Annotated in this window: 11 protein-coding genes; 10 read left to right on the forward strand and 1 reads right to left on the reverse strand. The window is 74.9% G+C overall.

Annotation, left to right across the window (positions count from 1 at the left end; translation table 11 throughout):
• The first annotated feature begins 8 nt into the window (after positions 1-8).
• From ACIQVL_RS40975 to ACIQVL_RS41020, 10 genes are all read left to right on the forward strand, one after another.
• The gene (locus ACIQVL_RS40975; protein ID WP_403435781.1) at positions 9-782 is read left to right on the forward strand and encodes an SDR family NAD(P)-dependent oxidoreductase; all 774 of its coding nucleotides are present in this window, start codon (positions 9-11) and stop codon (positions 780-782) included.
• A gap of 40 nt (positions 783-822) precedes the next feature.
• The gene (locus ACIQVL_RS40980) at positions 823-1578 is read left to right on the forward strand and encodes a FadR/GntR family transcriptional regulator (RefSeq protein WP_403435782.1); all 756 of its coding nucleotides are present in this window, start codon (positions 823-825) and stop codon (positions 1576-1578) included.
• The gene (gene dgoD, locus ACIQVL_RS40985) at positions 1575-2720 is read left to right on the forward strand and encodes a galactonate dehydratase (RefSeq protein ID WP_403477985.1); all 1146 of its coding nucleotides are present in this window, start codon (positions 1575-1577) and stop codon (positions 2718-2720) included. Before ACIQVL_RS40980 ends, dgoD begins: the two co-directional genes overlap by 4 nt.
• On the forward strand, positions 2717-3544 hold the full coding sequence (locus ACIQVL_RS40990; RefSeq protein WP_403477986.1) for a hypothetical protein: 828 nt from the start codon (positions 2717-2719) through the stop codon (positions 3542-3544). The genes dgoD and ACIQVL_RS40990 overlap by 4 nt, the downstream gene beginning before the upstream one ends.
• A 20-nt stretch (positions 3545-3564) precedes the next feature.
• Positions 3565-4200, forward strand: a complete 636-nt coding sequence (locus tag ACIQVL_RS40995) for a bifunctional 4-hydroxy-2-oxoglutarate aldolase/2-dehydro-3-deoxy-phosphogluconate aldolase (RefSeq protein WP_403477987.1) — start codon at positions 3565-3567, stop codon at positions 4198-4200.
• A complete protein-coding gene (locus ACIQVL_RS41000; protein ID WP_403477988.1) occupies positions 4197-5189 on the forward strand; it encodes a sugar kinase in 993 nt (330 codons plus the stop codon). The genes ACIQVL_RS40995 and ACIQVL_RS41000 overlap by 4 nt, the downstream gene beginning before the upstream one ends.
• Positions 5190-5508: 319 nt before the next feature.
• Entirely contained in the window at positions 5509-7329 is a 1821-nt protein-coding gene (locus ACIQVL_RS41005) for a glycosyl hydrolase family 28-related protein (RefSeq protein ID WP_403477989.1), read from the forward strand.
• A 209-nt stretch (positions 7330-7538) separates the two neighbouring features.
• Positions 7539-7718 carry a hypothetical protein gene (locus tag ACIQVL_RS41010; protein ID WP_403435794.1) on the forward strand — a complete coding sequence of 60 codons (180 nt, stop codon included), beginning with the start codon at positions 7539-7541 and terminating at the stop codon, positions 7716-7718.
• A 58-nt stretch (positions 7719-7776) separates the two neighbouring features.
• Positions 7777-10803 carry an alpha-mannosidase gene (locus ACIQVL_RS41015; RefSeq protein ID WP_403435796.1) on the forward strand — a complete coding sequence of 1009 codons (3027 nt, stop codon included), beginning with the start codon at positions 7777-7779 and terminating at the stop codon, positions 10801-10803.
• 76 nt (positions 10804-10879) lie between these two features.
• Complete coding sequence (locus tag ACIQVL_RS41020; protein WP_403477990.1) at positions 10880-11875, forward strand: hydroxyacid dehydrogenase; 996 nt, start codon at positions 10880-10882, stop codon at positions 11873-11875.
• 35 nt (positions 11876-11910) lie between these two features.
• On the opposite strand, the gene ACIQVL_RS41025 is transcribed toward ACIQVL_RS41020, so the two are convergent.
• A complete protein-coding gene (locus ACIQVL_RS41025) occupies positions 11911-12831 on the reverse strand; it encodes an NADP-dependent oxidoreductase (protein WP_403435799.1) in 921 nt (306 codons plus the stop codon).
• Between the last annotated feature and the right edge of the window lie 174 nt (positions 12832-13005).

Raw genomic sequence — 13005 nt, forward strand, 5'->3', positions numbered from 1 at the left:
GGAGCCCGATGGACCAGTCCGTACGACGGTACGGTGCCCGCTTCACCGGCCGCACCGCCGTGGTGACCGGCGCCGCCTCCGGCATCGGAGCCGCCACCGCCGCACGCCTCGCCGCGGAGGGTGCCGCCGTCGTGCTCGCCGACATCGCCGACGAACGCGGCCAGGCCGTGGTGGACGGGATCGAGAAGGACGGCGGCCGGGCCCGCTACGTGCACGCGGACGTCGCCGCCGAGGACGACTGGGCCCGGATCGTCACCGCCGCCCACGGCTTCGGCCCGGTCGACGTGCTCGTCAGCAACGCCTACACCGTCGAGGTCGTACCGGCCCACGAACTGACCCTGCCGTCCTGGCAGCGGCAGCTCGCCGTCAACCTCACCGGCGGCTTCCTCGGCGTCAAGGCGGTCCTGCCCGACCTGCGCGCCCGCCGCGGCGCCGTCGTCCTCACCTCGTCCGTGCACGCCCACGCGGGCATCCCCGGCCACCCCGCCTACGCCGCGGCCAAGGGCGGCCTGCTCTCCCTGTGCGGGCAGCTCGCCGTCGAGTACGGGCCCGAGGTCCGCGTCAACGCCGTGCTCCCCGGCCCGATCCTGACCGGGGCCTGGGACCGGGTGGAGCCCGCGGAACGGGAACGCAGCATCGCCGGAACGGCCGCCCGCCGCTTCGGCACCCCCGAGGAGGTGGCCGCCGCGATCGCGTTCCTCTGCGCCGAGGAGGCCTCCTACATCACCGGGTCGAGTCTCGTCGTGGACGGCGGCTGGAGCGTCGTGAAGGCCTCCGCATGATGCCCCTGGACCGGAACGTGGAAGAGAAAGGCTGTACGACATGACGCCCTACGCCCGCCGCGGTGTGCACGGCCAGACCGTGGAGGCCCTGGCGCGCCGCATCCTGGGCGGCGAGATCCCGGAAGGGGCCACGCTCGACCTGGTGGCGCTGCAGAGCGAACTCGACGTCAGCCTCACCGCCCTGCGCGAGTCCCTCAAGGTGCTCGCCGCCAAGGGCATGGTCGACGCCCGCCAGAAACGCGGCACCTTCGTACGGGCCCGCGCGGACTGGAACCTGCTCGACGCCGACGTGCTGCGCTGGCAGTTCGAGGGCGGCGGGACGACCGGTGCCGAAGGGTCGCTGCTGCGCAATCTCGCCGAGGTCCGCGCCATCATCGAGCCGGCCGCCGTCCGGCTCGCCGCCGAACGCCGCACCGAGGCCGACCTGCTGCTGCTGGAGACGGCCGTGGAGGCGATGGGACGGGAGGAGGCCGACCCGGGCCACGCCGTCGACGCCGACCTCGCCTTCCACCGCGCCCTGCTCGCCGCCACCCACAACGAGCTGCTCGAACGCATGGAGATGGTGATCGAGTCGGGACTCGCCCACCGCGACCGGATCGTGCACAGCTCCCCGCACAGCGAGGACCCCGTCCCCGCCCACCGCGCCGTCCTGGACGCGGTGCGCGACCGCGACCCGCAGGCGGCCGAGACGGCCATGCGGGCCCTGCTCGACCAGGCGGGCCGTGACCTGGCACGGCTGGACAGCCCCGAAGAGGGGACCGGGAGCAACGACACGGAAGGCAGTGGCGGCCGGTGAAGATCGAGCGGATAGAGACCTTCCTCGTCCCGCCGCGCTGGCTGTTCTGCCGCGTCGAGACCGACGACGGAGTGGTCGGCTGGGGCGAACCCGTCGTCGAGGGGCGCGCCGAGGTCGTCCGCGCGGCCGTGGACGTCCTCGCCGAATACCTGGTGGGGCAGGACCCGCTGCGCATCCAGGACCACTGGCAGGTGCTCACCAAGGGCGGCTTCTACCGGGGCGGCCCGGTGCTGTCGAGCGCCGTCGCGGGCCTCGACCAGGCCCTGTGGGACATCGCGGGCAAGACCTACGGCGCGCCCGTGCACGCCCTGCTGGGCGGTCCGGTGCGCGACCGGGTGCGGGTCTACGCGTGGGTCGGCGGCGACGAACCCGCCCAGCTGACCGAGCAGATAGCCGCCCAGGTGGCGGCGGGCTTCACCGCGGTGAAGATGAACGCCGCCGGGGCCACCTCGCCGCTGGCGACGGCCGCGGAGACGGCGGCCGTGGTGGCCAGGGTGAGCGCCGCCCGGGACGCCCTCGGCCCGGACCGGGACGTCGCCGTCGACTTCCACGGCCGCTTCACCGCCGCCAGCGCCCGCCGCGTCCTCACCGAACTCGCCCCGCTGCACCCGCTGTTCGTGGAGGAACCCGTCGTACCCGAACAGGGCCACCTGCTGCCCGGCCTGGTCACCGCGAGCCCGGTGCCGCTGGCCACCGGCGAACGCCTCTACTCCCGCGCCGAGTTCCTGCCCGTCCTCGCCGCCGGCATCGCGGTCGCCCAGCCGGACCTCTCGCACGCCGGCGGCATCTCCGAGGTGCACCGCATCGCCTCGCTCGCCGAGACCTACGGCGCCCAGCTCGCCCCGCACTGCCCGCTGGGGCCCATCGCCCTCGCGGCCAGCCTCCAAGTCGCCTTCGCCACCCCGAACTTCCTCATCCAGGAGCAGAGCCGGGGCATCCACTACAACAAGGAAGCCGACCTCCTCTCCTACCTCGTCGACCCCGAGCCCTTCCGGTTCGTGGACGGGCACGCGCACCGCGGTGACGCCCCCGGGCTCGGCATCACCCTCGACGAGGCGGCCGTCCGCGCGGCCGACCGCGCCGGGCACCGGTGGCGCAACCCGGTGTGGCGGCACGCCGACGGCTCCTTCGCGGAGTGGTGACCGTGCCCCTCGACGTCGTGACCGACCTCGCGCATGGCGGCCGCTGGACCTCGCTGCGGCACGGCGGCCGGGAATGGCTGTGGCGGCGCGCGAGCCCCGGACGCGACGGTGTCGCACCGGGCGACGCGTTCGTGGACGCGGGCGGGCTGGAGGAGTGCGTCCCGACCGTGCGCGGCACCCCCGACCACGGGGACGCGTGGTCCCGGCCCTGGACGCGCGACGGGGAAGGGGGCGGTGAGACGGTGCGCTGCGACCGCTTCGCCCTGACGCGCACGCTGCGAGGCACGGACGACGGTGTCGAGGCCGCCTACGTGCTCACGGCCGAGCCCGGTTTCCGCTTCCTCTGGGCCGCCCACGCGCTCCTCGACCTCTCCGAGGAGGCCCTCGTACGGGCCCGGGAGGGGGCGCCCACCCGGCTGTTCCCGGAGGCGGCACCCCTGCTGGGCCGGCCCTGGCCGGCCGGTGCCCCCTGGGTGGAGGGCGACTGGCCGGCCCCCGGGGGGCTGCGGCTCGACCGGTTCGGGCCGGACGACGGCACGGCGGTCGGAGCCGTGGTGGCCGGCGGCCGGTGCTGTGTGCACGACGGCGCGGACCGGCTCGGCCTCGCCGTCGAGGCGGCGGGTCAGCCGGTGTCGGTCGCCCTGTGGCGCAACCTCGGCGGCTTCCCCGCCGGCCGGCCCTACCGCAGTACGGGCGTGGAGCCGATGCTCGGCCGCGTCTTCGACCTGGCCGAGGCGGGCCCCGACGACGCCGCCCGCGTCCCCGCCTCGGGCGAGGTCCGCTGGCGGCTCACCGTCGGCGCCTCCTGCCCGTGCCCCCGCTGACCATGGAAGGAGCCCCGCTCGTGGATCTGCGAGCCGCCCTCGCCGCCCGTCGCCTGCTCGCCGTCGTGCGCGGCGGCGACCCGGACGCCGCCCTGCGCACCGTGCTGACCCTGGCCGAGGAGGGCATCGAACTGATCGAGGTGTCGCTCAGCGGCGCCGACGCCCTCGCCGTCATCGCGCGGGCCCACAAGGAACTCGGCCCCGGCCGCCCGTTGGGCGCCGGCACGGTGCTGACCGCCGCCGACGCGCACGCCGCCCACCGCGCGGGCGCCGCCTTCGCCGTCACCCCCGGTCTCGGCGCCGGTGCCGACACCGCGCGGGAGCTCGGCATGCCGGTCCTGGCCGGCGTGCTGACCCCCACCGACGTGATCGCGGCGCAGGCCCGTGACGCGGCCGCCCTGAAGCTCTTCCCGGCCGCCGAGGCCGGGGGAGCGGCGTATCTGAAGGCGCTGCGCGGACCGTTCCCCGACGCGGCGTTCGTCCCGGTCGGCGGCGTCGACGTGCCGGCCGCACGGGCCTACCTGGCCGCCGGGGCCACCGCGGTCGGCGTCGGCTCGCCCCTCGTCGGGGACGCGGCGGACGGCGGCAGCATCAGCGCGCTGCGCGACCGGGCCCGCGCGTTCCGGGCCGTCGTCCGGGAGGAGGGGCCCGCGTGACGGCTGCCTGGCGTCCGGCTCAGGGCCCCGTGGTCTGCCTCGGCGAGACCATGGCCGCCCTCGCCCCCGACCCGCCGCGGTCGCTGGCGGACGCCGGGAGGCTGCGGCTGTCCGTCGCGGGAGCCGAGTCGAACGTGGCCATGTACCTCGCGGACCACGGCGTCCCGGTCCACTGGCTCTCGGCCGTCGGCGACGATCCGCTGGGCCGCCGGGTGTGCGCCGCGGTCGCCGCCGCCGGGGTCGACGTGACGCGGGTGCGCACCGACCCGCACCGGCCCACCGGCCTCCTCCTCAAGGACCCGGGACCGGCCGGAACCCGCGTCCACTACTACCGCGCAGGCTCGGCGGCCTCGGCCCTCGGCCCCGGCCTGCTCGACGGCGAGCCGCTGCGCTCGGCCGCCCTCCTGCACCTCACCGGCATCACCCCCGCCCTCTCCGGCTCCTGCCGCGCCCTGGTGACGCGGGCCCTGGACACCCCCGCCGCCGAACGGCCGTACGCCGTCAGCTTCGACGTCAACCACCGTGCCGCGCTGTGGCCGGACGGCACCGCGCCGACGGTGCTGCGCGACCTCGCCGACCGGGCCGACATCGTCCTCGTGGGCCTGGACGAGGCCCAGCGGCTGTGGGGCGCGGACCTGACCGTCAGGGGCGTGCGGGACCTGCTGCCCGGCCCGCGGATCCTCGTCGTCAAGGACGGTGCCCGAGCCGCGACCGCCCTGACCGGGCAGGGCGCCTGCACGGTGCCCGCGCTGCGGACGGCCGTGGTGGAACCGGTCGGGGCGGGGGACGCCTTCGCGGCGGGCTTCCTGGCCGGGCTGCTGCGCGCGGAGCCGCTGCCCCGCGCCCTCCGGCTCGGTCACCTCACCGCCGTGTCCGCGCTCAGGGTGACGGGGGATCACGGGCCGCTGCCCGAGGCGGCGGACATCGACCGGCTCCTCGAACTCCCGGACCCGGACTGGCAGCGGTACCGGGCACCGAGTGGAAGTTAGTTAATCAAGGCGATGGAATAATCGATGGGCCGTCGCTAGACTCGCCAGCGCGATCGGCGGGTCCAGGGACGGCCCGTCCGGTCCGGCCGGGACGGCGTTTCCAGGACGTGGGGCGTCCGGCCCGGTGCGGTGAGTCTCCCTGCGATGTCGGCGTACGCCGGTGCCCGCGCGAGGATCGCGTTGGCATGAGCGTGTCATTCGCGTGTCATTCGCGCTGTTCGTGCGCCGAGAAGCAAGTGTCCCGCCCCCATCCGGACCGCGAGGCAGCGCGCGACCGTCCGGTCCCGCGCTGCCTCCGTTTCTCGTCAAGAGGTGACACATGCTCCGAAGAATCCGGCGACCCTCGTTCCGGCTCGGCGGCGCGGCCGCCGTCGCCGCCGCCGCGCTGCTCGTCGTTCCCGGCACCGACGGCCGGGCCGCCGCGGCCGGGGCCCATGCCCGGCCGGCCGCCGCGACGGCCGGGGCCACGACGCCGTTCGTGACGGTGGAGGCCGAGACCGGCACGCTCGGCGGCGGCGCGGCCGTCCGTTCCCTCAGGCCGGGGGCGACGGTGCCGTCCGTGGCCACCCTGGAGACCGAGGCCTCCGGGAACGCGCTGGTCGAGCTGAAGAACACCGGTGACGCGGTGACGTTGAACAACGGCTCGGGCAGACCGGCCAACACCCTGGTGGTGCGCGCCTCCATCCCCGACGCGGCGAACGGCGGTGGTATCGACGCGACGCTGGACCTGTACGTGAACGGCGGCTACCGGCAGGCGATCACCCTGAGTTCCAGGCAGGCCTGGAACTACCGCGGCGCGACCACCGACCCGGACGACCCCCACGCGGGCGGGATGCCGTACCGCTTCTACAACGAGTTCCCCGTCCGGGTCACCGGCGCCGCCGTCCCCGCGGGCGCCGCCATCACCCTGCGCAAGGACTCCGCCAACACCGCCGCCGTCTACGACGTCGACTCCGTCGACCTGGAGAACGTCGCAGCCGCCCGGACCCGGCCGGCCGGCTCGCTCTCCGTCGTGGACTACGGCGCGGACCCGGACTTCGGCACCGATTCGACGGCCGCCATCCAGAACACGGTCAACGCGGCCAGGGCGCAGGGCAGGCCGGTGTGGATCCCGCCGGGCAAGTACCTGACGAACAGCCTGTCGGGCGCCACCCTCGACTTCACCGGCGTGACGGTGGACGGGGCCGGCATGTGGTATACGACGATCTACCGCAAGCCGCCGCTGCCGGCCACCTGGCGCTCGCAGATCCTGGTGGGTTCGGGCACCACGCTGCGGGACGTCCAGATCGACACCAATGCCGTCTGGCGGGGCGTCGGCGGCTCCGGCGGCGCGGACTACGGCATCAACGCAAGCGGCGCCGGCGGCTGGCTGGTCGAGCGGATCTGGACCCGGCACACCGACGCCAACTGGCTCTCCGGCTCCGACGGAACCGTCCGGGACAGCCGGACCGCCGACTCCTACGGCGACGGCTTCAACATCAACAACAGCAACACGCCGAACCCGGACAAGCTCGGTTACCACATCACGGTCCAGAACAACTTCGCCCGGGGCACCGGCGACGACTCCTTCGCGACCTACTCCGACGCCGGCGCGAGCGGCACCAACGGCCAGGTCGACGGTGCGAAGATCACCGGCAACACCGCCGTCGCGCCCTGGTGGGCCAACGGGCTGCGGATCGCCGGCGGGCGCAACGTCGAGATGACGAACAACCTGGTCAACAGCGTCTCCTCCAACAGCGCCCTGGACATCGGCGTGTTCGGCGACACCGGTCACCCCCTGGAGTCCGCCACCGTCAGCGGCAACGTCCTGATCGGCGGCGGGGGTTGGAACGGCGTCCGGCACGGGGTGCGGATCAGCTCGCCGGCCGCGACCTCGCTCTATCCGGACGCCTGCACGAACGTCACCCTGAGCGGCAACACGATGCGCGGCGCCTTCCGGGCGGGTCTCTACATCGACCGCAAGAACGTCGACGTGACGCTGACCGGCAACACGATCGACGGTCCGGCCGGCCAGGGGATCTGGATCACCTCGGGGGTCACCGGGACCGGGACCTTCTCCGGCAACACCATCCAGAACCTGCGGCCGGGCCAGGCCGCGACCCAGAACGACTCGCCGTCCACCTTCACCGTCACCGGCTGACCGGCGCCCGGCTCCACCCGCGACCGTGTGCACGGGCGACGCCCCGGCCGTGCGCACGGTCCGGTACGGGCGGGCGTCGCCCGGGGTTCGTAAAACGTATTGACAAACCGTGGAGGCGTTCATAGGTTCACATCGCCCCGCCCGACCCGCCCTTTCGACACCGATCGCCGCGCGCACCCGTGCGGCGCCGATGGGAGCGTGCGATCACCTTGACCACCGACCTCCGGCGGGCGCCGGCCGTCCGCGGCGGCCGGGCCGGGCAGCAGCCCGCGCATCAGTCCGTGCCGACCGGCGACGGCCACGCCACCACCGCCTTCCCGTGCGGCGACCCCGACATGCCCGGAGCACGTACGCCGCCCGAAGGGCCACCGCTGTGGGCGGGCCGCTGAACCCCTTGAACACAGGCACCGCTCCACCGACCCTCCCCCGCAACAGGAGACCCCCTTCATGCACGACGACCGGAACCTGGTCGAGGCACGTCTGGCGCGCGTCCTCAGGGAGCGCATCCGTCCCGCCGTCCACCCCGTCACCACACCGCTGAACGTGGAGATCTGGTCCACCCCGGGCGAACCCGTCCCGGTGGCCGAGGGGCTGGCCGCCCCGACCCGCCCCATCGCCCCGGGCACCCCGTGGGGCATGCCGTGGGGAACCAGCTGGTTCAAGGTCACCGGCACCGTCCCCGCCGAGTGGGCCGGCCGGACCGTCGAGGCCGTCCTCGACCTCGGCTTCACCCCGCGCACCCCGGGCTTCCAGTGCGAGGGCCTGGTCCACCTGCCCGACGGCACCCCGGTGAAGGGCCTGCACCCTCGCAACGCCCACGTCCGCGTCGGCTCGCCGGTGGCCGGCGGGGAACAGGTCCACTGGCGCATCGAGGCCGCCTCCAACCCCGACCTCGACGCGAGCGGCGTACCGTTCCGGCCCACCCCGATGGGCGACCGGACGACCGCAGGCGACGCGCCCCAGTACGTGCTGGGCGAGATGCGGCTGGCCGTCTTCGACGAGACCGTGTGGAACCTGGTCATGGACCTGGAGGTGCTCGGCGAGCTGATGGCGGAGCTGCCCGTCGACGGGGCGCGCCGCTGGGAGATCCTGCGCGCGGTCGGCCGGGCCCTGGACGCCGTCGACCTCCAGGACGTGAACGGCACGGCCGCCCGCGCCCGTTCGTGTCTGGCGGAGGTCCTCGCCGCCCCCGCCGCCCCGGCCGCGCACCGGATCAGTGCGGTCGGGCACGCGCACATCGACTCGGCGTGGCTGTGGCCGCTGCGCGAGACGGTCCGCAAGGTGGCCCGGACGGCGTCCAACATGACGGCCCTCCTGGCGGAGGAGCCCGAGTTCGTCTTCACCATGTCCCAGGCCCAGCAGTTCGCCTGGATCAAGGAGCACCGGCCCGAGGTGTACGCGAAGGTGAAGAAGGCGGTCGCGGACGGGCGGTTCGTGCCGGCCGGCGGGATGTGGGTGGAGTCGGACACCAACATGCCGGGCTCGGAGGCGATGGCCCGTCAGTTCGTGCACGGCAAGCGGTTCTTCCTCGACGAGTTCGGCATCGAGAACGACGAGGCGTGGCTGCCCGACACCTTCGGCTTCGCGGCCGGGCTCCCGCAGATCATCAGGGCGGCCGGCTCGACCCGCCTCCTCACCCAGAAGATCTCCTGGAGCCGGACCAACAGCTTCCCGCACCACACCTTCCAGTGGGAGGGCATCGACGGCACCCGGATCTTCACCCACTTCCCGCCCGTCGACTCCTACAACTGCGAGATGACGGGACGTCAGATCGCGCACGCGGCCCGCAACTTCAAGGAGAAGGGGGTCGCCACCCGCTCCCTCGCGCCGACCGGCTACGGCGACGGAGGCGGCGGCACCACCCGGGAGATGGTCGCCAAGGCGGCCCGGCTGCGCAGCCTGGAGGGCTCGGCCACCGTCGCATGGGAGGCGCCCGCCGACTTCTTCGCCAAGGCCGAGGCCGAGTACCCCGACCCGCCCGTCTGGGTCGGCGAGCTCTACCTCGAACTGCACCGCGCCACCCTCACCAGCCAGGCACAGACCAAACGCGGCAACCGGCGCAGCGAACACCTGTTGCGCGAGGCCGAACTCTGGGCCGCGACGGCCGCAGTGCGCACCGGGTTCCGCTACCCCTACGAGGAGCTGGACCGGATCTGGAAGACGGTCCTGCTCCACCAGTTCCACGACATCCTGCCCGGCTCGTCCATCGCCTGGGTGCACCGCGAGGCCCGCGCGACCTACGCACGGCTGGCCGCGGAGCTGGCGGACGTCATCGATGCGGCGCAGCGGGCCCTGGCGGGGGAGGGGACACACGAGCTGGTGTTCAACTCCGCCCCGCACCCCCGCGCCGCGGTCCCGGCCGGAGGCGCCGCGTCCCCGGCCGGCCGGGGCGGCACCGCGACCCCCGTCCCGCGCGAGGGCGGCGGCTACGTGCTCGACAACCACCTGCTGCGGGTCGAGATCGACGGCCGGGGACTGGTGGTCTCGGCGTACGACCGGGCCGCGGACCGGGAGGCGATCGCACCGGGACAGGCCGCCAACCTGCTCCAGCTGCACCCGGACTTCCCCAACCAGTGGGACGCGTGGGACGTCGACGCCTTCTACCGCAACGTCGGCACCGACCTCACCGAAGTGACCGCGCTGGCGGCCGAGGGCGGTGCGGTGCGGGTCGAGCGGACCTTCGGCGGCTCCCGCGTCACCCAGCTGCTGTCCGTCCCCGCGGACGCCAAGCGCCTCGACATCGACACCGAGGTGGACTGGCACGAGACCGAGCGCTTCCTGAAGCTAGCCTTCCCGCTCGACGTCAAGGCCGACCGGTACGCCTCCGAGACCCAGTTCGGGCACGTCCACCGGCCCACCCACCAGAACACCAGCTGGGAGTGGGCCAAGTTCGAGGCCTGCAACCACCGTTTCGTGCACCTCGACGAACCGGGCTGGGGCGTCGCCGTCGTCAACGACGCGACCTACGGCCACGACGTGACCCGCGCTGTCCGCACCGGCACCGACGCGGGCACGACCACCACCGTACGGGCGTCGCTGCTGCGCGCGCCCCGCTACCCGGACCCGGAGACCGACCAGGGGGTGCACCGCTTCCATCACGCCCTGGTGCCCGGCGCGACGATCGGCGACGCCGTCCGCGAGGGGTACCGGGCCAACCTTCCCGAGCGCCGGGTCACCGGAGCCGGGGCCGCGGTGACACCCCTGGTGACCGTGGACAACGAGGCGGTCGTCGTCAGCGCCGTGAAACTGGCCGACGACCGCAGCGGCGACCTCGTGGTCCGCCTCTACGAGGCGCACGGAGGCCGGGCCCGCGCCACCGTCCGCGGCAGCGGCTTCGCCGCGGACCGGGCCGTCCGCACGGACCTCCTGGAGCGCCCGCTCGCGGACTGCGAACCGCTCGCCACGGCGGACGGCGCCGTCGTCCTCGCTCTGCGCCCGTTCCAGCTGGTGACACTCCGGCTGCCGCGCGCGTGACCCGCCGGTGCGCCGCTCCGGGCCCGGAGCCGCAGCGGTATCCGCTTCCGTACGGACCGAAAGGGGACCCGGCACCATGTCCGTCCCGTCCGACCGGCCCACGGCCGTGTGCGTCATGGACCCCGCCGTCGCCGACCAGGTGCTTCCCGCGCAGCTGCGCGACCGGCTCGCCGGGCACGTCCGGCTCGACCCGGGCCCGGTGGGAGCGGTGTTCCCCGCCGCGCTGGCCGAGGCGGAGGTGCTGATCAGCGGCTGGGGCTGCCCGCGCCTGACCGCCGGGGTACTGGCAGGGGCACCCCGGCTGCGGGCCGTGATGCACGCCGCCGGAACCGTCAAGGGGCTGGTGACCGACGCGGTCTGGGAGCGCGGCATCGTGGTGTCGTCGGCGGCCGACGCCAACGCCGGCCCCGTCGCCGCCTACACCCTGGCCCTCGTCACGCTCGCAGCCCGGCGCACGCTGACCATGGCGGCCGGCTACGGCGCCGGATGGCCGGCCTTCGGGAGCCGTACCGGCGCCGACGGCAGCACGGTGGGCATCGTGGGCGCCTCCCGCATCGGGCGTGCGGTGCTGGCCGGGCTGCGCCGGTCCGACGCGGGCCACCGGCTGCTGCTCAGCGACCCGTACGTCACGGACGAGCAGGCGGCCCGGCTGGGCGCGGAGCGGGTCGGACTGGCCGAGCTGTGCCGCCGTTCGGCGGTGGTGAGCGTGCACGCGCCGCTGCTGCCGGAGACGACCGGTCTGCTGGACGCCGGGATGCTCGCCCTGATCCCGGACGGCGGCGTGCTCGTCAACACGGCCCGCGGCGCCGTCGTCGACACCGAGGCGCTGACCCGTGAGTGCGCGTCCGGCCGGCTGGAGGCGTACCTGGACGTGACGGAGCCCGAGCCGCTGCCGCCGGGACATCCGCTGCTGGCCCTGCCCAACGTGCTGGTCACCCCGCACATCGCCGGCGCCCAGGGCAGCGAGGTGGGCCGGCTGGGCCGGTACGCGGTCGCGGAGGTCGAGCGCTGGGCGGCCGGCGAGCCACTGCTCGGGGAGGTGACCCGGGAGGCGCTGCACCGACTGGCCTGACCGGGTCCGCGCCGGGCGCGACCGCCGTGACGGCCTCAGTCCTCCGCCACCCGGATGATGGTCCGGCCGGGCGTGCGCTTGTCCGGGGTGAACGCGGCGATCGCCTCGGCCAGCGGCCGGACCGCGCCGACGACCGGCCTGAGGCGCCCGTCCCGCACCCGTGCGGCGAGGTCGGCGAGGCGCGCGCGGTCGGGTTCGACGACGAAGAAGACCGCCCGTCCGTCCGCGGGGTGCACGGTGACCGGGTGGGCGATGGTCACCAGCGTGCCGCCGGGACGGACCAGCGCCGTGGAGCGGTCGAGGATCTCGCCGCCGATCACGTCGAACACCACGTCGACCTCGCCGACGTCCTCCAGCCGCTCGGCCTGGAGGTCCACGAAGGTGCCCACGCCCAGGTCCCGGGCGAGGTCCCGGTCGGCCGCCCGCCCGGTGCCGATCACCCGCGCGCCCGCCTCCCGCGCCAGCTGCACGGCGACGGACCCGACCCCGCCCGCGGCCCCGTGGACCAGCACGGTCTGCCCGGTGGTCAGGCGGCCGTGGTCGAAGAGGCCCTGCCAGGCGGTGAGCCCGGAGACCGGCAGGGCGGCGGCCGTGACGTGGTCGACGTCGGCCGGGAGCGGGGCGAGGTTGCGGGCCTCGACGGCGGTGTACTCGGCGAGCGTGCCGTCGCGGGCCCAGTCGGCGAGGCCGAACACCCGCTGGCCGACGGTCAGTCCGGTGGTGCCGTAGCCCAGCCCGGTGACCACGCCGGACAGCTCGTGGCCGGGCACGCTCGGCGTGCGGTCGTGGCCGGCCCGGTCGGTCCAGGTGGCGGGCCAGGTCAGCTCGCCGGGCGTGAACCCGGCGGCGTGCACGCGCACGATCACGTCGTTCTCGGCGGCGTGCGGATGCGGCAGGTCGGTGAGGGCCAGGCCGCCGACTCCGGCGTCGCGGTCCTTGACGGTGATGGCTCGCATGAGGGGTTCCTCGGGGAGGGTCGTGGGAGGTTCCTCGGGGTGAGTCACGGGAGGTTCCTCGGGGAGGGTGGGGGCATCGCGGCGGCGAACCGGGCCCGCCCGGCGGCGGCCGTTCGTCGTGACCCATCTCAGCGCCCGGCGGCGGGCCCTGCCACCGCGGACTGCGGGGGGCCG

It is taken from the genome of Streptomyces sp. NPDC090499 (genome assembly GCF_044769305.1).
In the GTDB taxonomy this organism is placed as follows: Bacteria; Actinomycetota; Actinomycetes; order Streptomycetales; family Streptomycetaceae; genus Streptomyces.